Source organism: Kitasatospora sp. NPDC056731 (assembly GCF_040687675.1).
Classification (GTDB): Bacteria; Actinomycetota; Actinomycetes; order Streptomycetales; family Streptomycetaceae; genus Kitasatospora.
Map to the genome: position 1 here is coordinate 1 of NZ_JBFBNR010000061.1, position 18,140 is coordinate 18,140.

General features: G+C 74.5%; 19 protein-coding genes. 3 read left to right on the forward strand and 16 right to left on the reverse strand.

Features of this window, described 5'->3' with window-relative positions; translation table 11 throughout:
• Positions 1–114: 114 nt before the first annotated feature.
• The 14 genes from AB0R04_RS35355 to lxmA all read right to left on the reverse strand — a co-directional run bounded on the left by AB0R04_RS35355 (position 115) and on the right by lxmA (position 13,254).
• Entirely contained in the window at positions 115–1,095 is a 981-nt protein-coding gene (locus AB0R04_RS35355) for an aldo/keto reductase (RefSeq protein WP_363377792.1), read from the reverse strand.
• 165 nt (positions 1,096–1,260) lie between these two features.
• Positions 1,261–1,593: a GMC oxidoreductase gene (locus AB0R04_RS35360; protein ID WP_363377860.1), complete on the reverse strand. Its 333-nt coding sequence runs from the start codon at positions 1,591–1,593 to the stop codon at positions 1,261–1,263.
• A gap of 129 nt (positions 1,594–1,722) precedes the next feature.
• Positions 1,723–2,814 carry a hypothetical protein gene (locus tag AB0R04_RS35365; protein ID WP_363377794.1) on the reverse strand — a complete coding sequence of 364 codons (1,092 nt, stop codon included), beginning with the start codon at positions 2,812–2,814 and terminating at the stop codon, positions 1,723–1,725.
• A 286-nt stretch (positions 2,815–3,100) separates the two neighbouring features.
• Positions 3,101–3,841, reverse strand: coding sequence for an ABC transporter permease (locus AB0R04_RS35370; RefSeq protein WP_363377796.1), 741 nt, complete (start codon positions 3,839–3,841; stop codon positions 3,101–3,103).
• A complete protein-coding gene (locus tag AB0R04_RS35375) occupies positions 3,834–4,694 on the reverse strand; it encodes an ATP-binding cassette domain-containing protein (protein WP_363377798.1) in 861 nt (286 codons plus the stop codon). The genes AB0R04_RS35370 and AB0R04_RS35375 overlap by 8 nt, the downstream gene beginning before the upstream one ends.
• 66 nt (positions 4,695–4,760) lie before the next feature.
• The gene (gene lxmJ / locus AB0R04_RS35380) at positions 4,761–5,807 is read right to left on the reverse strand and encodes a F420-dependent peptide dehydroalanine reductase LxmJ (RefSeq protein ID WP_363377801.1); all 1,047 of its coding nucleotides are present in this window, start codon (positions 5,805–5,807) and stop codon (positions 4,761–4,763) included.
• Positions 5,804–7,123: an insulinase family protein gene (locus AB0R04_RS35385; RefSeq protein WP_363377803.1), complete on the reverse strand. Its 1,320-nt coding sequence runs from the start codon at positions 7,121–7,123 to the stop codon at positions 5,804–5,806. The genes lxmJ and AB0R04_RS35385 overlap by 4 nt, the downstream gene beginning before the upstream one ends.
• 6 nt (positions 7,124–7,129) lie before the next feature.
• Complete coding sequence (locus tag AB0R04_RS35390) at positions 7,130–8,401, reverse strand: pitrilysin family protein (protein ID WP_363377805.1); 1,272 nt, start codon at positions 8,399–8,401, stop codon at positions 7,130–7,132.
• On the reverse strand, positions 8,398–9,192 hold the full coding sequence (locus AB0R04_RS35395) for a class I SAM-dependent methyltransferase (protein ID WP_363377807.1): 795 nt from the start codon (positions 9,190–9,192) through the stop codon (positions 8,398–8,400). Before AB0R04_RS35395 ends, AB0R04_RS35390 begins: the two co-directional genes overlap by 4 nt.
• A 1-nt stretch (position 9,193) precedes the next feature.
• Positions 9,194–10,177 carry a T3SS effector HopA1 family protein gene (locus AB0R04_RS35400; RefSeq protein ID WP_363377809.1) on the reverse strand — a complete coding sequence of 328 codons (984 nt, stop codon included), beginning with the start codon at positions 10,175–10,177 and terminating at the stop codon, positions 9,194–9,196.
• Positions 10,174–11,355, reverse strand: coding sequence for a class V lanthionine synthetase subunit LxmK (gene lxmK / locus AB0R04_RS35405; RefSeq protein ID WP_363377811.1), 1,182 nt, complete (start codon positions 11,353–11,355; stop codon positions 10,174–10,176). The genes AB0R04_RS35400 and lxmK overlap by 4 nt, the downstream gene beginning before the upstream one ends.
• Positions 11,342–12,313, reverse strand: coding sequence for a hypothetical protein (locus AB0R04_RS35410; RefSeq protein ID WP_363377812.1), 972 nt, complete (start codon positions 12,311–12,313; stop codon positions 11,342–11,344). The genes lxmK and AB0R04_RS35410 overlap by 14 nt, the downstream gene beginning before the upstream one ends.
• Positions 12,310–12,942, reverse strand: coding sequence for a peptide terminal cysteine decarboxylase LxmD (gene lxmD, locus AB0R04_RS35415; RefSeq protein WP_363377814.1), 633 nt, complete (start codon positions 12,940–12,942; stop codon positions 12,310–12,312). The genes AB0R04_RS35410 and lxmD overlap by 4 nt, the downstream gene beginning before the upstream one ends.
• Before the next feature lie 96 nt (positions 12,943–13,038).
• A complete protein-coding gene (gene lxmA, locus AB0R04_RS35420; protein WP_363377816.1) occupies positions 13,039–13,254 on the reverse strand; it encodes a lexapeptide family class V lantibiotic in 216 nt (71 codons plus the stop codon).
• 293 nt (positions 13,255–13,547) lie between these two features.
• On the opposite strand from lxmA, the gene AB0R04_RS35425 reads away from it, so the two are divergent.
• Complete coding sequence (locus AB0R04_RS35425) at positions 13,548–15,305, forward strand: ABC transporter ATP-binding protein (RefSeq protein WP_363377818.1); 1,758 nt, start codon at positions 13,548–13,550, stop codon at positions 15,303–15,305.
• A 101-nt stretch (positions 15,306–15,406) separates the two neighbouring features.
• Complete coding sequence (locus AB0R04_RS35430) at positions 15,407–15,928, forward strand: hypothetical protein (RefSeq protein ID WP_363377820.1); 522 nt, start codon at positions 15,407–15,409, stop codon at positions 15,926–15,928.
• A gap of 100 nt (positions 15,929–16,028) precedes the next feature.
• Here AB0R04_RS35430 and AB0R04_RS35435 read toward each other — a convergent pair whose 3' ends face one another.
• Complete coding sequence (locus AB0R04_RS35435) at positions 16,029–16,304, reverse strand: LuxR C-terminal-related transcriptional regulator (protein WP_363377822.1); 276 nt, start codon at positions 16,302–16,304, stop codon at positions 16,029–16,031.
• Between the two features lie 196 nt (positions 16,305–16,500).
• Between AB0R04_RS35435 and AB0R04_RS35440 the strand changes: the two genes are divergently transcribed.
• Complete coding sequence (locus AB0R04_RS35440) at positions 16,501–17,493, forward strand: helix-turn-helix transcriptional regulator (RefSeq protein WP_363377824.1); 993 nt, start codon at positions 16,501–16,503, stop codon at positions 17,491–17,493.
• 17 nt (positions 17,494–17,510) lie between these two features.
• On the opposite strand, the gene AB0R04_RS35445 is transcribed toward AB0R04_RS35440, so the two are convergent.
• The gene (locus AB0R04_RS35445; protein WP_363377826.1) at positions 17,511–17,798 is read right to left on the reverse strand and encodes a hypothetical protein; all 288 of its coding nucleotides are present in this window, start codon (positions 17,796–17,798) and stop codon (positions 17,511–17,513) included.
• Positions 17,799–18,140: the final 342 nt, after the last annotated feature.

Here is an 18,140-nt window from a genome sequence, read left to right on the forward strand (position 1 = left end):
TGCCGCCCGCCATCGGCACGCCGAGCTTTCGCATCATGTCGTTGACGTTGCTGGACTCGGCCGCGAGCGACGCGAGCAGTTCGCGGGTGTACTTGCCGCGACGGACCGTTCGGGTCAGCCCCGGTCGATGGTGGCCAGGAGCGGGGCGGCGTAGCGGTCGCCGGCGGTCGCCGGGACGAGGTCGGCGATCCGCTTGAGGTCCTCGGCGCTCAGCTCCAGGTCGGCCGCGGCGGCGTTCTCCTCGATCCGGGACGGACGGCGGGCGCCGAACAGCGGCACCACGTCCTCGCCCTGGGCCAGCACCCAGGCCAGCGCGAGCTGGCCGGCGGTGGCGCCCTTCTCCTCGGCGACCACGGCGACGGCGTCGGCGATCGCCTTGTTCCGGGTGAAGTTCTCGCCCTGGAACCGCGGGTCGTGGCGGCGGAAGTCGGACGGGTCGAGGTCCTCGGGCGAGTTGAAGCTGCCGCCGAGGAAGCCGCTGCCCAGCGGGCGGTAGGCGGCCAGGGCGACACCGAGCTCGCGCGCGGTCGGCAGGATCTCGTCCTCGACGTGGCGCTCCCACAGCGAGTACTCGGTCTGCAGCGCGGCGATCGGGTGCACGGCGTGCGCCCGGCGCAGCGTCGAGGCGGCCGCCTCGCACAGGCCGATGTGCTTGACCTTGCCGGCCTCGACCAGCTCGGCCAGCGCGCCGACGGTCTCCTCGACCGGGACGTTCGGGTCGACCCGGGCGAGGTAGTAGAGGTCGAGGTGGTCGGTGCCCAGGCGGGAGAGCGACAGCTCCACCGCCTCCTTGACGTACGCGGGGGTGCCGTCGACGACGCGGCGGCCGTCCTCCAGGGTGCGCATGCCGAACTTGCTGGCCAGCACGACCTCGTCGCGGCGCCCGGCGATCGCCTGGCCGGTGATCTGCTCGGCGGTGCCCGGGCCGTAGAAGTCGGCGGTGTCGATCAGGTTGATGCCGGAGTCGAGGGCCTTGCGGATGGTGGCCACGGACTCCTGCTCGTCGGCTGCGCCGTAGCTGCCCGCCATCGCCATCGTGCCGAGGCCGAGGGCGGAGACGAGCGGGCCGTTGGTGCCGAGCTTCCTGGTGGTCATGGTTCTCCGATCAGTGCGAACAGGCCGCACGGGGGATGCCGCGGCCTGATGAAGGCTGGTCGGCCCCGGTGCCCGCGAAACCTCGCGGGCACCGGGCGCCTTGCGGACCAGTCTCAGGGTGCGTGTCCAATGCCGTCACGCGGGTGGGGGTTTGACGATGCGTCCTTACCGCAGGGAGGTGTCGGAGGCGGCCGCGGATGCCATGCCCGCGGCGGCCGAGGAGGAGGCGGTGACCATCGCCGAGCCGGCGATGGCGGATATCAGGCGGTCGGCCAGCGCGGTGATGGTGAGCGCCGGCGGGGTCGCCTGGAGCCCGCCGCCGGGGAACAGCGAGCCGTCCACCACGAACAGGTTCGGGTAGTTCTTCAGCTGTCCGCCGGAGTCCGTCGCGACGCCGAGCGGCACGCCGCCGAGCGAGTGCGAGGTCCAGCCGGGGCTGGTGAAACTGGTCGACGAGCCGGGGGTGACGGCGTTGAGCTGGCTCAGCGCCCCGTTGATCGCCGCGGTGGACTGGGTCGTACCGGCGGTGGTGGTGGGCCAGTTGAGGTCAACCGCCGCGCGAAACGGCGGCGGCCCGTGCGAGCAGGTGCTCGTACGGGCCGCCCGCGCGCTCGGACCGGCGCGGCGTCAGATCTGCAGGGTTCGCAGGAAGCAGCCCTTCGCCGAGTCGGAGTACTGGCAGCCGGCGACGTACAGCGAGTGGCCGTCCGGCCCGGTGGCGAGGGCGTGGATGTACGTCTCGGGGACGGAGAGGCGCACGCTCTGGTCGAACCGGTTCTCGCCCGGCACGAGCGTGTACAGCGGGACGGGGATGGTGTAGGAGGGGCCGCCGAGCAGGTAGACGCGGCTGCCGTCGGTGTTCATCGCCGGGTGGTGGAACTCGAAGTAGCCGGAGCCGTACTTCATGAGGTAGCGCACCTTGTCCGTGCCCGTGTCGAGCCCGATGCCCACGGAGTAGGTGCGGACCGACCCGAGCGCGAGCAGGAAGGAGCCGTCGGGGGAGAGCGTCAGCTCGTCCTTGGCACCGAAGTCGACGACCTTCGTGGTGCCGAGCCCGGTCCTGATGTCGAGGCGCAGCAGGTCGAGGTTCGTGCCCGCGTAGAGGGAGCTCCCGTCGGGCAGGACGGCGAGATCGTTGACCGTGTGGGCGGTGACCGCCGTCTGGTCGATGAACTCCTGGTCGCCGGTGGAGAATTCCAGGATCCGGCCCGGCTCCTCCTGCCCGGCGGGGCCCGAGGGCCCGGACTGGCCGACGTAGAGGGTTTCGCCGTCCGGGTCGGTGGCCAGACTGGTCGCCGCGCCCGGGGTCCAGCCGGCCGGGAGCTGCTGCGCCGGCGTGGCGATGCGGGCCTTGACCGTGTTGGTCCCGGTGTCGATGACGTAGACGGCGGAGCCGACTCCGACGTACAGCCGGTCGCCGTCCGGGCTGAGGGCCGGCCGCCCGTAGGGTGCCGGGTCGCCGAGCGGGAGGCGGGCCCTCACCGTGCCGGTCTGCGTGTCGACGGTGGACAGGTACACGCCCTGGCGCCCGCCGACCACGTCCGTCAGCACGAGGTAGACCGTCCGGCCGTCCGCACTGACCGCCTCGGTGACCTTCTCCCAGGTGAACTCCGCGAGCCGGACGGCCCCCGGAACGCCGGAGACGGGGCCGTCGGGAGCGCCGGAGGGGGCCGCCCCCGAGGCCCCCGAGACACCCGCCCCACCGAGCAGCAGGGCCACCGCCGTCGCCGCCGAGACAGTCCAGCGGGATCCGCGCCGTAACGCGCTTGCCGGGCTCCTCATCATGTCCTCCCCTTGTCGTCCGGTGCGCCGCGCCGGGCACCGGGTGGATCGAAGCCTAGGGGATTCCATTGCCATTGGATGGAACAACTATTAAGTGGTAGAGGAGAGTTGGAATATCCGGCAGTGACTGGTGGGGCGGGGTCGTGGAGCAGCTGCCGACGGCTGGTGTCGACATCTACGTCGACAAGCCGCTGGTCGGCAGGCGTGTCGTATTGGGCGGCGGTCAGATGTCGAGGCGGAGGAAGAGGGCGCGGGCGCCGAGGGCGAACAGGGCGCACCAGACGGCGAGGAGAAGGGCGCCCAGGGGGACGGGTAGTGCGTCGGGGAAGGTCAGCCGATCGCCGAGGAGGGCGTACTGGGCGCCGTCCGGGAGGAAGCGGCCGAGGGCGGGGAGCCGGCCGAGGACGATCAGCTGACCGGCCGTTCCCCAGACCAGCAGGCCGACGATGGTTGCGAGTTGGTGGCGGACCAGCCAGCCGACCGCGGCGCCCCAGAGCCCGCCGAAGCCGCAGGCCGCGACGGCGGCGGCGGCGATCTGCCAGCTGCGGGCGTCGAGTACGAGGGTGCTGCCGAGGTTTGCGAGCGCGAGGGCGCCGACCGCCGCCGAGGCGAGGACCGCGAGCATCCCGAACAGGAGCCCGGCTGCGGCGGCCGTGACCAGTTTGGCGATGACCACGGCGGGGCGGCCGGGTGCGTGCAGCACGGTGCGTCCGATCGCGCCGGAGCGGAACTCGGCGGTGACGATCAGCGCGCCGTGGACGGTGGCGAACAGGGAGCAGGAGCCGGCCATGGTCAGGACGCGGTGGCTGGCCGCCGTGGCCGCGCCGGGGTCCTCGATGCCGGATTCGGCGTAGACGGCTCCGAGTTGGCCCAGGGTGGCGAGCATCAGCGCGAGCAGCAGGAGCGCGGGGAGGGCGGTGCCGGAGCGGGCCTTGAGGAGTTCGGCCGAGAGCTGGTCACGCACGGGAGGCCTCCGCCAGGGGGGTGCCGGCGGCCTGGGCGTGACCGTCGATCAGGTTGAAGTAGGCGGCTTCCAGGCTGCCGCCGCCCTGCCGGACGAGGTCGGCGAGCGAGCCGTGGAACAGGACGCGGCGATGCAGTACGACGATGTCGTCGACGCTCTGCTCGACCTCGGACAGCAGGTGGCTGGCGATGAGGATGGTGCGGCCCCGCGCGGCCAGCTGTTCGACGAGGTGGCGCATCCAGCGGATGCCTTCGGGGTCGAGGCCGTTCAACGGCTCGTCCAGGACCACCAGGTCGGGATCGGGGAGCAGAGCGGTGGCGAGGGCGAGGCGCTGCCGCATGCCGGTGGAACAGGACTTGTAGCGCCTGCGGGCGGGCGGTCCGGCCAGGCCCACCTGCTCCAGCGCACGGTCGACGCGGTCGGACGGCAGGGCGAGCGCGCGGGCGGCGACCTCCAGGTGCCGGCGGACGGTGAGGCGCGGCGCGAAGCCGAGGGCGTCCATGGCGACGCCGATGCGGTGGGCCGCGTCGGGCAGGGTGCCGGGCGCGGCGCCGAACACCCGGGTGGTGCCGTGGTCGGCCCGGGCGAGGCCGAGCAGGATGCGCAGCAGGGTGCTCTTGCCCGCGCCGTTGGGACCGAGCAGGCCGGTGACCCGGCCGGGCCGCAGGGCGAAGGTGACGTCGTCGAGCGCCTGGTGCGGGCCGAAGCGCTTGCCGACGCCCGAGAAGGCGACGCTGTGGTTCGCGTCGCTGTGGCCCCTGTCGCCGTGGCCCGGGCCACCGGGGCCGGCGTGGACGCGGTCGGCGCCGTTGCGCCGCCCGGGTGCCGCGGGGGTGTGGTCATTGCCGGTCAAGAGGCCTCTCCCTGACGGATCAAGTGCGGTGCGAGCGCAGCCCGTTGTGCGGTGCTCGACGTCCTCTCAGCCAAGCACCCGGCCGGCTGGTGCGGGTGCCGGTGCGGGGGCAGCATGCTGTCCGCGGTTGGCAGCTTGCTGCGGTCGTCGGGTGGCGCGGCAGGCGGCGACGATCTGCTCGATCTCCTCGGCGGCGGCGTGGACGCCCTCGGAGAGCAGGACGGCCGAGGGGTTGAGCAGGATCTCGTCGACTCCGGCGCGGTGGTACTCCTGCAAGGCCTCGGCGATCTGCTCCGGGGTCCCGGTGAGGACGACGCCCGAGTCGAGCAGGGCGCGCGCGGTTCCGTCGGGGTCGTGCGGGTCGACGGGGACGCCGGCCCGGCGCAGCATGTCGGCGTAGTGCGGGGTGGCCAGGTGCTCGCGGGTGGCGGCGAGGGCGAGCCGACGGGGGTCGCGGCCCGGCGCGGTGGTGACCACGTGTACGGCGGTGGCGATCCGGGGCGGGGCGGGGCGCCCCCGGGCCCCCTCGTGGAGCGCGGGGCGCAGGGTGCGGGCGAGGTAGCCGGGTGGGGTCATCCAGGTGATGGCCACGTCGGCGGCCTCGCCGGCGGTGCGGGCCATGCCGGGGCGGAGCACGCCGGCACCGACCTCGACCTCGGCGTGCGGCAGCCGGGCGAGGGCGCCCTGAAGGTGGTGGTACCGGCCGTCGTGGGCGATGGTCTCGCCGTCGAGGAGGGCCCGGACGGAGGTCAGGTAGTCGTGGACGGCGCGGCGCGGGCTGGCGTACGGCCACCCGGTGAGGCCGGCGACGAAGCCGGGACTGCCGATGCCGAATCCGGCGACGGAGGGCGCGCCGGTGAGCAGCGACAGCGACCGGGCCTGCACGGCGGCCTCGTACGGGTGGCGGAGCGGCAGCAGGGTGACGGCGGTGCCGACCGGGACGGTGTGCCCCCGGCCGGCGAGGTAGGCCAGGGTCTGGTGCGGTTCGGCGCGGAAGGACTGGCAGAGCCAGAGCCGGCGGGCGCCGCTGCGGTGTGCGGCGGCGGCGAAGGGGGCGACCAGCTCGGGGTGGTCGGGTTGGAGGGGGTAGAGCACGGCCGGGTCGGGGGTCACTCTGGGGGCTCCGTCTCGTGGAGGACGCCGGGTCCGGGCCTGGGTCCGGGGGTGTCGGCGGTCGGCGCGGTGGCGTCGAGGGTGGCGACAGCCGCCCGCGTCGGGTCGAGGAACTCGGCGGCAGCCTCGGCGACGTGTCGTACGGTCACCTCGGCGAGTGCCCCGCGGTAGTGGTCGAGCCAGTCGAGGGGGAGTCCTGCGGCGAGGAACCCGGCCAGGGCGGTGGCCTCCTCGGCGCGGGTGGCGAGGGCGAACCGGGTGAAGCCGAGGGCGTAGGCGCGGGCCCGTTCGACCTCGGCGGCGGTGGGGCCGTGCTCGGCGAGCTCGGACAGGCAACCGGTGGCCTCGTCGGCGAGGCGGGCGGCGGTGCCGGGGGCCCCGGCGGCCTCGGTCTCCAACCAGCAGCCGGCCCGGTTCTCCCGGAGGGTGGCGGAGACGGCGTAGGCGAGGCCGTGCCGGTCGCGGAGGCGCTGGGCGAGTCGGCTCGACGCGTGCCCGCCGAGCACCAACTGGGCGAGGTGGAGCGGGGCGTGGCCGCGGGCGGCCGGACCGGCGGTGAGGAGCATGGCCTGTCCGGCGGTGTCCACCGGGGTGACGGTGGTGCGGCCGGGGTCGGGGGTGGAACGGGCGAAGGCCGGCAGGAGCAGGTCGGACGGACCGCCCTGCCAGGACCCGAGTGCTGCGCCGGCCCACGCCCCCACCGCCACCGGATCGGCCTCGCCGGTGATCAGCAGCACCGACCCGGCGGGCACCACGGTCCGCCGGTGCAGGGAGTGCAGTTCGGCGGGCCGCGGGGGCGGTGCGGCGGACGGCGCCGCGAGCATCGGGTGGTCGCCGAAGGCCCGGGCGAGCAGGGCGGCGCGAAGCCGGGTCCGCGCTGCCGGGCGGCGGCCCGAGCCGGGGAGCCGGGCGTGGGCGAGGGCGGTCTCGTGGTCCGCGTAGACCGGCCGGAGCAGCAGTGCGGCCAGCAGGTCGAGGGCCTCGGCCAGCCCGGGGGAGAGCACTCCCACGGAGACGACCAGGGACTCCGCCGTCACCACGGTGCTGAGTTCCGCGCCCAGGTCGGCGGCCCGGTCGGCGATGTCCTGCCGGGTGAGTGACCGTCCGGCGGGAGTGCGGGCACCGGTGCCGAGGCAGGCCGCGAGGGCGTACTGGGCCGCCGCCGATCCGGGGTCGGTCCGGGCCCAGGGGATCACCAGGCGCAGTTCGGCGAGCGGCGCGTCCGGGGTGTGGACGGCCACCAGGCGCAGCCCGTTGGGCAGGACGGTGTCCAGGTGCGGTCGGTCGGTCGGGGTGGTGGTGTGCTTCGGGGCCATGGCCTCTCATCCGCCCAGGACGGTCAGGGAACGGGGCCCGGCCAGCAGGGCCCGGGCTGCTGCGGACACCTCGACGGGGGTGGTCCGCCGGAGCTCGTCGGGGAGGGCGGCCGCCCCGCCGCCGGGCAGCAGCAGGGCGTGGTGCCCGTGGGCGACGGCACGGGCGGTCAACGAGTCCGCGCCCCGGTGCCAGGCGAGCAGCAGGGTGTTGACCGCGCGGCGCAGTTCGGCCGCTTCGGGCGGCCGGTGGGCGAGTTCGCGCAGCGCGGTGGTCCAGGCCTTGGCGGCGTCCTCCGCACGGATACCGGGGGCACGGCCGAGCACGGCCAGCACCGGTTCGGGGGCGGTCGCGCCGGGCCACTGCCCGTACAGGCCGCAGCTGACCCGGGCGGAGGTGAGCCGGGGGTCGTGCCGGACGAGGGCGGGCAGGCGGCCTCGGCCGAGCACCTCGGTGAGCACCACCTGGGCGAGATGGGCGGGCAGGTCCCGGGCGGGCGGGGGCGACAGGTGGCCGACGGCGACGGCTTCGCCGGGCCAGGGCAGCGGTTCGGTGACGGCCGAACGCCCGGGCCCGGCGTGCGGGGCGGCCGCGGCGCCCCGGTCCGGTGGGCGGGTGGGCGGGGTGCGGGCGTCGGGTGCGAGGCCGCCGAACGCCTTCCGGACCCGGGCGGCCACCCGCTCCGGGGCCGCCTCGCCGACGACCGACACCACCATGGCACTGGGCCGGTAGTGCCGCCGGAAGAACCCGACGGCCTCGGCGACGGTGGTCCCCGTCAGTTCGCCCGGCGTGCCGTAGCTGTCCCGAGCGCCGGGATGCAGCGCGGCGAGGACGGAACTCCAGAGCCGCCCGGCCGTCGAGGTGCCCCGGATCTCCTCGGCGATCACCTCGGTCTCGGTGCGCAGCGCCGTTGCCGAGGGCGTGAACTCCTGGAGCCGACGGGCCTCCCAGCCCAGCGCGTCGTCCAGCAGCGGGGCCGGCGCCACGGTGTGGAACACCGTGCGGTCGCGGTGGGTCTCCGCGTTGCAGACCCCGCCCGCGGACGCCACCCGGGCGGCGTGACCCTCTTCGGCGTCCGGCCCCGCTGCCCCACCCCTCGGGAACATCAGGTGCTCGACCAGGTGTGCCATCCCGTGCCGTCCGGCCGGGTCGTCATCGCTGCCCGCCGCCACCGTCAGGGCCACCGCGACGAGCCCGCGGCCGTGCCCGGGCGTCGGCTCGACCAGCACCCGCAGCCCGTTGTCGAGCCGCTCCCGGTACGGCAGGGGACGGCTGCTCATGCCAGCGGCCGGAAGACGGAGACGCACATCTTGCGGCTGTCCCCGCCGTCGAAGGGCTGCTCCCGCCAGCCGGAGTGGCGGGCGACCAGTTCCAGGCGGGCGACGCCGCCGAGCAGGTCCAGCTCGGAGGGCCAGAGGTAGCGCAGGACGGTGGTGGCGCAGCTGGGCGGGGCGCCGTCGAGGAAGAGGGTGTTCTGCACCAGCATGTTCTGCGAGGCGGGCAGCACGGCGACGGACTCGATCATCGCGCCCCGCTCGCCGACCGGGTGGGTGGTGACGGCGTTGCCCTTCTGCACGTGGTGGTCGCTCGGGTCGAAGGTCTCGGTGACGACGTGGCCGCCGGGCGCGGTGTGCCGGGCGAGCGCGTGCATCAGAGCGATCTGCTCGTCGACCGCGGTGGCGCAGCACAACACGTTGAACGGCGCGAGGACGACGTCGAAGGTGCGGCCGAGGTCGAGGCCGGTGAGGTCGCCGAGGTGCGGGACGACCTGGCCCTGCGGGTCCTTCTCGGCGAGCCGGGCGAGCATGGCCGGGGAGGTCTCCACACCGTGCACCTCGAAGCCCTGCTCGGCGAGCCGGAGCGCCACCCGGCCGGTGCCGACGCCCAGTTCGAGGACGCGGGCGCCGGGGTGGGCGAGGGTGAGCAGGAACGTCCCGACGTCGTCGAGGTCGGGGGTGTCGGGGTAGACGTCGTCGTACACCCCGGCGAGCGCCTCGCTGTACGCGGTGGTCAGCGCGGTGCCGAAGCCGCAGGCCGTGCTCTGCCGGGCCTCGAGTGCGGTGTCGGTCATGTCAGTTGTCCTCCGGGTCCGCAGTGGTGTTGTGCGCGGGGTGCAGGGGGTCGATGCCGGCCTGCCGGAAGGCGCGGGCCACCTGTTCGGCGAGGCTCCGGCCGCCGGGGCCGAGGGCGTGGTCGATCAGGGCGGTGGCGAGCACGAGGCAGCGGTGCTGGCCGAAGCTGAGGTCGCGCTGGCCGGGGCGGGGGTCGGCCGGGTCCCAGGCCGCGGCGAGGCCGGGGGCCAGTTCGTCGGTGAACGTCGAGATGTCGGCGCCGCGCCCGGGCAGGCCCCGGACGGCGTGGGTGACGGCCCGTTCGGCCGTTCCGTCGTCGCCGTGCAGGTAGACCACCAGGGCGTCGCGGCGCGGGAAGTCCTCCGGGTCGGAGAGCACCTTGGCGTGGTAGCCGGCGCCGGTCCGTTCCAGCGCGGCGAGTACGGCGGCCCAGTGCGCGGTCGCCGTGTCGGGATCGGTGAGGTGCACGAAGAGGCGGCGGGTCGGACCGGCCGGCCGGGGCGGTCGCCGCGATCCCATGACGTAGAAGAAGCCGGGGGAGAGGGCCGGCCGGGCCGCCTCGACGGCGAGGCGCACCAGGTCGCCGGGCCGGGGGTCGGGCGGGTCGAGCAGTCGGTCGGCGGGGATGCGGGTGGTGATCTCGGGCAGCTGAACGATCAGGTGTCCGCCGTGGGGCCGGACACCGATCAGCCGGCCCTCGGCCGGGGCCCATCGATGGGGGACACCGTCCGCGTACCGCCGTTCCAGCGCGGTGTCGCGGGCGTTGCGGCGGGGGGCCGTCTTGGATGCGTCCGCGCGCGGGGTGTTGCCTGCGTGGAGTTCCCGGTAGAGCGCGTTGGTGAGGATCCCGCGCAGCTCGCGCGGGCTCGCGGCGGTGAGCTCGCGGCCCGCGACGACGGCCTGCTGGGCGTCCGCCCGTACGGTGACCGTGTCGAGGGCGGCGGTCAGGCGTGGGGCGAGCGGTCGGGTGCGGGTCGGGGTCATCGGGTGCTCCCGGTCGGTCGGGTGGGCCGCGGCGTGGTCCCGGCCGGGGTCGGGGAGTGGAGCCGTAGGGCGGCCTCGGCCCCGGCCGGACGGGTGAGCAGGGTGCGGCCGATTCCGGCCGCGGCGCGGGCCACCGGGCTGAGGGTGGCGTGCGCCTGGGCGGTGGCGATCAGCCGGTCGTAGAGGTGCCAGCCGGCGAAGCCGACGGCCCGTCCGGCGAGCCCGGGGTCGGGGGTGCGGCGCTCCAGGTAGCCCTGCCAGAAGGCCTCGACGCGCGGGAGGTGGCGGCGCAGGCCCTCCCGGCCGCGCCGGAGCACCTCGTCGTGTGTGAGGTCGAACCCGACCGGGGCCTCCTGTCCGCCGCCGCCGGTGGGGGCGAAGGCCGAGCAGGTGGCGTGGAAGAGCCACTCGCCGACGAACGCGCCGACGTCCCGGGCCGGGTCGGCGAGCCGGAACTCCTCCCAGTCGCACAGGTACAGCTGCCCGTCGGCCAGGATGAACTGGTCGAAGCGCAGGTCGCAGTGGGCCGGGGTGCGGGGCGCGGTCCGCTCCCGCTCGCGCAGGCCGCGCAGCGCCGCCACCACCTCCGGGTCGTCCTGCACGAGCTTCCAGGCGGCGATCTGTCCCATGCTGCGGTCCTGCAGCGCGCTCCAGGGGAGCGCCTCCAGCCAGTCGAGCGGGGGCAGCGGTGCCTCGCCGTCGTCCAGGTCGGCGCCGCTCGGGTCGAGGTCGTGCAGGGCGGCCAGGGCCCGGCCGGCCGTGCGGCAGAGCTCGTCGTCGAAGCCGTCGTCCAGCGCGACCTCGGTGCCGGATCGGGCGTCGGGCAGCAGCCGGTAGGCGATCACGGCACCCGGTCGGTGGCTGCCCAGGTGCTCGGGGCTGCGCAGTGCGGAGTCGGCCGGGAGGCGGTGGGCGAGGGCCTCGAAGGAGAGTGCGCGGTCGAGTTCGCCGCTGGTGCCGTCCGGCGCGCGGGCCACCGTCTTCAGGAAGACCCGCTCGCCGCTGGCGGTGCGGCCGGCCCAGTTGTCGTTGCGGCCGCCGTAGCCGGTCAGGCCGTCCGGGTCCAGGCGGCCGAGCCCCAGGTGGTCGAGGAGTTCCTGCACGGCCGGGGAGGCCGCCGGATCGGTGGGGCGGTAGCGCAGCAGGGCCGGTCCGCCGGCCGGTTCAGGCGGGGTCATGGTGGTCGTCTCCGGGGTTCGGGGGCAGCGCGGGCCGTCCCTCGTGGTCGATCAGGTCGGCGGTGAAGGAGAGGTAGTCGAGGAGTTCGTCGTCCCAGCCCTGGAAGCGGGCGAAGTCCTGGAGGTGGACGGCGATCCGCAGGACGGCGCAGCGGCCGGTGAGCACCGGGTCGGGCCCGGGGCCGTACGAGTCGAGGAACACCCGGCGCAGCGCGGCGGAGTCGTACGGCGCCGGTGCTCGGTCGAACGACGGGAGGCGCCAGGCGAGTTCGGCCAGGTCGCCGACGATCCAGCCGAGGTCCAGCTCCGGGCGGCCGGTGCCCAGGTCCGGGCCGGTGAGCAGGGCCGTCCGGCCGGAGTGCAGCGGCGGCACCAGGGAGCCCAGCGAGGCCCAGCCGTGGACGGGCCGGCGCGGGTCGGCGCCCTCCGCCGCCTCGGTCGCCCAGCCGAGCAGCAGGCCGGTTCGCCGACGGCCCCAGAAGCGCCTTGCCCGGCGTCGCAGTTCGTCGTCCGAAACGGCCCAGGCGCGCAGCCGGAGCAGCCCGGGCGGAGGGCCGGCCCGCTCGGGCGCGGGCGGCCCGGCCTGGTGCAGGGCGCGCAGTCCGCGTGCCGCCGAGGCCAGGGCGCCGGCCACCAGCAGGCGGGCCGCCGGGCGGAAGTCGCGCAGCCAGGCGGCGGCGGAGGCGGGCCCGGGCGTCCGGTAGAGCAGCCCGTCGCCGAGCTGCCGGGGCAGCGCGAGGAGGGCGGCGCCCGGGTCGTCCGGCGGCCGGGGCGGCACCGGGACGGCGGGCGCGGTGAGCGGGCCCGGGTGCCGGGGGCCGGGCCGCTGCCACCACCAGAACGTGCCGTCCGCGGCGCGGAGCACCCTGGTGGCCTGGAGGCCGGTGGCGTACTCGGCCACCGGGTCGAGTCCGTCCAGGCTCGCGGGGAACGCGGCTTCCACGGGGCCGGACGTCATGTCGCCCCCTCCCCGTCGGGCTTCCGGCGGTGTTCCCCGTGCCGGTCGGCGCAGAGCGCGAGCAGTTCCGTGAGCGGCGCGGCGCCGCCGTCCGCCACGTCGCCGGTGGCGGCGCTGGCCGCGGGGACGGTGGGCGCCACCACCACCGCGGGCCGGGCGCGGAGCGTCCGCAGGTGCTCCTGGACCACGGGGTTGCGTTCGGCGGCGGGAGGCAGTGAGGGGGCCAACCCCACCAGGGCGTCGGTGGCGTGCAGCGCGAGCAGCAGCGGGGTGTCGGCGATGCCGAGGGCGTACCGGGCGACGAAGTGCTGGGTGGCCGGGTGCACCAGGACCAGGTCCGGCCAGCGGGCGAGCTCAACGTGCGGCGCCGCCGGCCCGGATTCCCCGCCGGTGCGCGGCGCGTCGACCCATTCGTCGACGAACACCTCGCGGCCGCCGAGCGCGGACACCGCGCCCGCCGACACGAACCGGCAGGCGGAACGGGTGAGCACCACCCGCAACTCCACGGCCGGCAGGGCGTTCCTGAACCAGTTGATCCAGAAGGGCAGGAATGCCACCCCGAGTGCCCCGGTGCCTGCCAGGAGAATCCGCCGGAATCCTGGGTCGGGCACTCCCGCGTCGTCTTCCATTGCGCCTCCTCGGTGCTTTCACGTTCCGGCCGGACGAGCCGGGGCGGTCCGGCGACGGAGTTCCGACGCCGTCCCGCCCCAGGGGTCAGAGCGTGATCAGCACTTGCTCTCGATGGTCCGCGCGGCGAGCGAGCCGAGCGCGGCGGCGCACTGCTGCGAGGACTTGGCGGAGATGATGGTGGCGCGGATCGCCCACGGGATGGTGGGAGTGAAGGCCGGACCGGCCTCGTTGCCGTCGGCCAGGCCCAGCTCCGCCGCCGAGGTGTAGGCGGTGTAGCCGTCGAACAGGTCCTGCTCGGTCGTGTGCTGCATGAGGACAAACCTCCGTTGGGAAATGGACTTCCGATACCGGGCCGTCGGCCGGCGACCGGTTGTTCCCGGATCGGCCGGCGGGCCGTGTCCCTTGCGGACAGTCACATCCTGACCCGTCGGAAATCCCTTCCACCACTGGCAATTGCGGCATCGCCGGACCCGGCAATTCCCGTTCCGGCATGGCCGCACCCGGCAAGACCCGTTCCGGCAAGGACCCTTGTGCCAATTCCGGCCCCGGCATTGCCGCAAGTGACCATATCCAGCAGCGCATTGAAGGGGATACAAATACAGGCGTGACCACACCTGACGCAGAAAAGACTCCGGCCGAGCGGCCCGCCCTGCGTGCGCTGCTCGCCTACGCACGGCCGCACCGCGGGGTCCTCTCCCTGGTGCTGCTCCTCACCCTGCTCGGCAGCGCGGCCGGCCTGGCCCAGCCGCTGGTCGTCCAGGACGTCCTGGTCGGGCTCGCCACCGGCAGCGGACTGCGCGACGAGATCCTGATCCTGAGCGGTCTGTTCGCGCTCTCCGTCGTGCTCACCTGGGGACAGGCGTGGCTGGGCGAGCGCACCTCGGAGCGAGTCGTCCTCCAGGTCCGCAAGGGCCTGATCGCCCGGTTGATACGGCTGCGCACCGCCGAGCTCGACCGCGTCGAGCCCGGCAGCCTCACCACCCGGGTCACCTCCGACAGCACGCTCGTGCAGCACGCCGCGACCGGCGGCCTGATCCAGCTGGTCGACGGTTCGATCCACCTGATCGCCACCATCGGGCTGATGGGTGTGGTCAGCCTGCCGCTGCTCGGCATCACCGCGGCCGTCCTGGTGGTGGTCGGCATCGCGTTGGGCCTGGTGATGCCGAGGATCCGCACGCTCACCACTCGCGCCCAGGAGTCGGTCGGCGAGATCGGGGCCGCCCTCGACCGCGCCCTGGGCGCCGCCCGCACCGTCAAGGCCAACGGCGGCGAGGCCGCCGAGACGGCCCGTGCCGCGGCCGCCGCCGAGCGGGCCTACCAGGCGGGGCTGAGCGGCGCCCGCTACCAAGCGCTGATCGCGGTGCTGGCCGGCCTGGTCGTCCAGGCGTCCTTCCTGGCCGTGATCGGACTCGGCGGCGTGCTCGCCGCGACCGGCACCCTGGACCTGGCCGCGCTGGTCACCTTCCTGCTCTACCTGTTCAACCTCGGCGGCCCGATCGTCTCGCTGGTCGGCGGCTTCTCCTCGCTCCAGCAGGGCCTCGGCGCCCTCAGCCGGATCGAGGAGCTGAACCGGATGGAGGTCGAGGACGACGTCGACGCCGCCGCGGTCCGCCCGGACGGGGTGGCGCCCGCCGTCACCGTCGCCGACCTGACCTTCGCCTACCCGGGCCGCGCCCCCGCGCTCGACGGTGTCGGCTTCACCGCGCCGGCTGGCCGGATCACTGCGCTGGTCGGCTCCTCCGGCTCCGGGAAGACCACCCTGTTCTCCCTGCTCCAGCGCTTCTACGACCCGGAGGGCGGCAGCATCCGACTGGACGGCACCGACGTGCGCGCGGTGCCCCGGGCCGAACTGCGCCGTCGCATCGCGTACGTCGAGCAGGACTCCCCGATGCTGGCCGGGACCCTGCGCGAGAACCTGCTCTACGCCGCCCCCGACGCTGCCGAGGATGAGATCGCCGACGTGCTGCGCCGGACGCTGCTGACGGACTTCGTGGCCGGCCTCCCGGACGGCCTCGACACCGAGGTCGGCGCCCGGGGCCTGGCCCTCTCGGGCGGCGAGCGGCAGCGACTGGCCATCGCCCGCGCGCTGCTGCGCCGCCCGCAGGTGCTGCTCCTGGACGAGGTCACCGCGCACCTGGACGGCCGCAGCGAGCAGGCCCTGCGGGCCACCGTCGAACAGGCTGCGCGGGAGTGCACGGTGCTGCTGATCGCCCACCGGTTGTCCACCGCGACCTCGGCCGACCGCCTTGTCCTGTTCGACCGCGGCCGCGTCCTGGACCAGGGCACCCACCGGGAACTGCTCGACCGCAGTGCCTTCTACCGCGAGCTGGCGGGAAGTCAGTTGGCGCCCGCCAACGGGTGATTCCCTCTCCGTCGAATGAGAGAATCACCCTGGCCCGCGAATTCCGGCCCGCGAATTCTGTTCCGGACGGCCGGAGTTACGACCCACCAAAGGAATCGCAGATGACCGACCTGCCGACGCCCGCCCCCTTCACCACCGAGGACACCCTGTTCGGCGAGATCACCGTCCGCATCGACGGCCAGGACCGGGTGACCGTCTCAGGGGAGCGGATCCCCACTGCCGTCCTGGAGCGCGACCCGGGCAGCGAGCCGGACCCGCAGATCGCCATCGGCACCCGCGACGCCGCCCACCTGACGCTGACCGTCGACGGCTCGCCGGTGCCGCTGCGGCCGGGCCGGGGCAAGCTCCGCCGGAAGTCCTACCGGGTCGAGACCACGTACGACGGTGCCGTCTACGTCCTCGTCCCGGACTCGATCCCCAGCAGCCGGCTCATTTGTGACGGCAAGCGCCTCGGCGACTTCTCCTGCGACGGCGACCAGATCGTCATCGTGGAGTGGCGGGACGACGCCCCCGCCCGCCCCGCCGACGCCGCGATCGGGTACGTCCTCGCCTCCGCCTTCGGCACCGGCGGGCAGCCCACCTGGATGCTGGTGGTCGAGGGGGTCGGAGCCCTCATCCCCTGAGCCGCCGGGCCGGTCGCGCGCCGGCCCGCGGACGGCATGGCGCCGGGCCCGTACGGGATCTCCTCCCGTACGGGCCCGGCGCCGTTGTGCGAGTGCGGCCTCAGTCGGCGGTGCCCAGCACCCAGGCTGTCCCGCCCGCCAACTCCTCGGCGTGCAGGGCGGAGACGAGCGCCGCCTCGGTTCTCGACCGCAGGCACAGCTTGCGCACGATGCTCGCGGTGTGCGCACGGACGGTGCGCTCCGTGATGCCCAGATGTCGGGCCAGCCGCCGGTTGGTCTCCCCTGAGGAGAGCAGCCCCAGCACCTCCCGCTCCCGGTCCGTGAGCACCGAGAAGTCCATCGGCCCCCGTACCGGCGCCTCGGTCAACGTTCCCAATTCACCCTCCCTGGTCGGTGTTTCACTCGACTGCGCGGCAGGCGCAGCCCCCCACGAAACCCTCCAGTTCTTTGCAGTCACATTACTACTCCTCTGCTGGTGGATTACTATCCCCCTGTATGGCACCCGGCCGTCGGTGTCCGACCGACCGTGCGGCCGTCGTCAGACAGCACGCCAAGCGTCACGGGGGGAAACCATGAACGGCACCGGTATGTCCGTACTCGGCCTCGGCTCGACCGAGGAACGTCTCTATCGCCACTTTCTGCGGAATCCGGACACCTCCGACGAGGACGTCCACCTGCTCCTGCACAGCTCGCCCGCGGCCGTCCGCGAGGCCCGGGACCACCTGGTCGACCTCGGCCTGTTACGGCCGTCAGGGGCGGGCGCCCTCGCCGCCACCGATCCGGAGCTGGCCGTCGAACGGCTGAGCCGCATCCGGCTGCAGGCGCTGCACGAGGAGCTCCAACAGGTCACCCAGTCCCGTCGGTTGATCGACGAACTTCGCTGCGAGCGCGGCGCCCGGCACCGCCCGGCCCAGGACGTCGAGCGGCTGGAGGTGCTCGACGAGATCCGCACCCGCATCGACGACCTGGCCTTCTTCGCCCGCGAGGAGATCCTCTCCGCCGAGCCGTACACCGAGCTGACACCGGAGAACATCGCCCACGCCCGCCCCCTGGACGCCTGCTGCCTGCGGCGTGGCGTCCGCATCCGCAGCGTGATCCTCGGCCGGGCGCTGGAGCACCCGCCGACCGCCGGGTACCTTCACGAACTCGCCGCGCAGGGTGCCGAGATCAGGGTCATCGACGAGCTGGCCGAACGCATCCTGCTCTACGACCGCCAGACCGTCCTGGTGCCGGCCGATCCCGCCGACACCTCCCGCGGCGCCCTGCTCACCCGCCAGCCCGGGCTGGTCGCCAACGCCCTGGCCCTCTTCGAGAAGATCTGGGACGAGGCCGCCGAACTGCCAGACCCGACGGGCGCGGAGGACACCGCCGAGTACCGGCTCTCGGCCATGGAACAGCTGGTCCTGGCCGAGATGTGCCGCGTCGCCAAGGACGAGACCGGAGCCCGCAACCTCGGCATCTCCGTCCGAACCTACCGTCGGCACATCGCCGAGATCCTGCGCGTCCTGGGCGCAGGCGGTCGCACCCAGGCGGCCCTGCTCGCCCGCGAGCGCGGCTGGATCTGACCGGCTGCCGCGTGGCGTCAGGCCTCCGGCGGGACGGCCCGCCAGTGCGCGAGCGCCCGGTCCTCAAGGGCCCCTGCCAGCCAGCGCTCCACGGTCTGTGCCGTCTGCGCTGTTCCCGCCCCGTCGTTTCCCGGCGGGGCGACCCGCAGGACGATCCGCCGGCCCTCGATCCGCTGCCCGCAGGCCCAGCCTGCGGGCAGAAGCCCCACGAGCCGGATCGCCGCGGTCGCGGCGGCTCCCGCCGCCTCCCCGGCGGCCGCGACCCACACCTCGTGGCCCGGGCCGGCCTCCTCACTGCCAGCCATTGACCAGATCCGCATTCCGCACCTTCCACGGAACGGTCGCCACCACGTGCGGCGACGCCTGCCGTACCACCCCCGCCGAATGCGCCGGTCCGCCGGAGGCTGCCGGGGCCGTCGCCGAGGGCGCCAACTGCGGCGCCAGCACCAGCAGTCCCACGGCCCCGACCAGCTTCGCGCCACCCCGGCCGACACACCCCTTGATCCCCAAGGACGCCTCCCAAGCCTCCACGCGGGGAGCGCCCGAATGGCACTCCCGTCCGTCGTTTGCGAGCTCAACCCTGCCAGCGGAGGAGCGATTCGAACACATGATCCGATGTCAGCTTCCTGCTCCCGGTGGCGCACTTG

Excerpts from the sequence above, each read along its gene's own strand:
- AB0R04_RS35385 (WP_363377803.1), bottom strand. The coding sequence starts at position 7,123 with ATGGCCCCGAAGCACACCACCACCCCGACCGACCGACCGCACCTGGAC.
- AB0R04_RS35390 (WP_363377805.1), bottom strand. The coding sequence starts at position 8,401 with ATGAGCAGCCGTCCCCTGCCGTACCGGGAGCGGCTCGACAACGGGCTG.
- AB0R04_RS35430 (WP_363377820.1), top strand. The coding sequence starts at position 15,407 with ATGACCGACCTGCCGACGCCCGCCCCCTTCACCACCGAGGACACCCTG.
- AB0R04_RS35400 (WP_363377809.1), bottom strand. The coding sequence starts at position 10,177 with ATGACCCCGACCCGCACCCGACCGCTCGCCCCACGCCTGACCGCCGCC.
- AB0R04_RS35355 (WP_363377792.1), bottom strand. The coding sequence starts at position 1,095 with ATGACCACCAGGAAGCTCGGCACCAACGGCCCGCTCGTCTCCGCCCTC.
- AB0R04_RS35410 (WP_363377812.1), bottom strand. The coding sequence starts at position 12,313 with ATGACGTCCGGCCCCGTGGAAGCCGCGTTCCCCGCGAGCCTGGACGGA.
- AB0R04_RS35445 (WP_363377826.1), bottom strand. The coding sequence starts at position 17,798 with ATGGCTGGCAGTGAGGAGGCCGGCCCGGGCCACGAGGTGTGGGTCGCG.
- lxmD (WP_363377814.1), bottom strand. The coding sequence starts at position 12,942 with ATGGAAGACGACGCGGGAGTGCCCGACCCAGGATTCCGGCGGATTCTC.
- AB0R04_RS35440 (WP_363377824.1), top strand. The coding sequence starts at position 16,501 with ATGAACGGCACCGGTATGTCCGTACTCGGCCTCGGCTCGACCGAGGAA.
- lxmK (WP_363377811.1), bottom strand. The coding sequence starts at position 11,355 with ATGACCCCGCCTGAACCGGCCGGCGGACCGGCCCTGCTGCGCTACCGC.
- AB0R04_RS35395 (WP_363377807.1), bottom strand. The coding sequence starts at position 9,192 with ATGACCGACACCGCACTCGAGGCCCGGCAGAGCACGGCCTGCGGCTTC.
- lxmA (WP_363377816.1), bottom strand. The coding sequence starts at position 13,254 with ATGCAGCACACGACCGAGCAGGACCTGTTCGACGGCTACACCGCCTAC.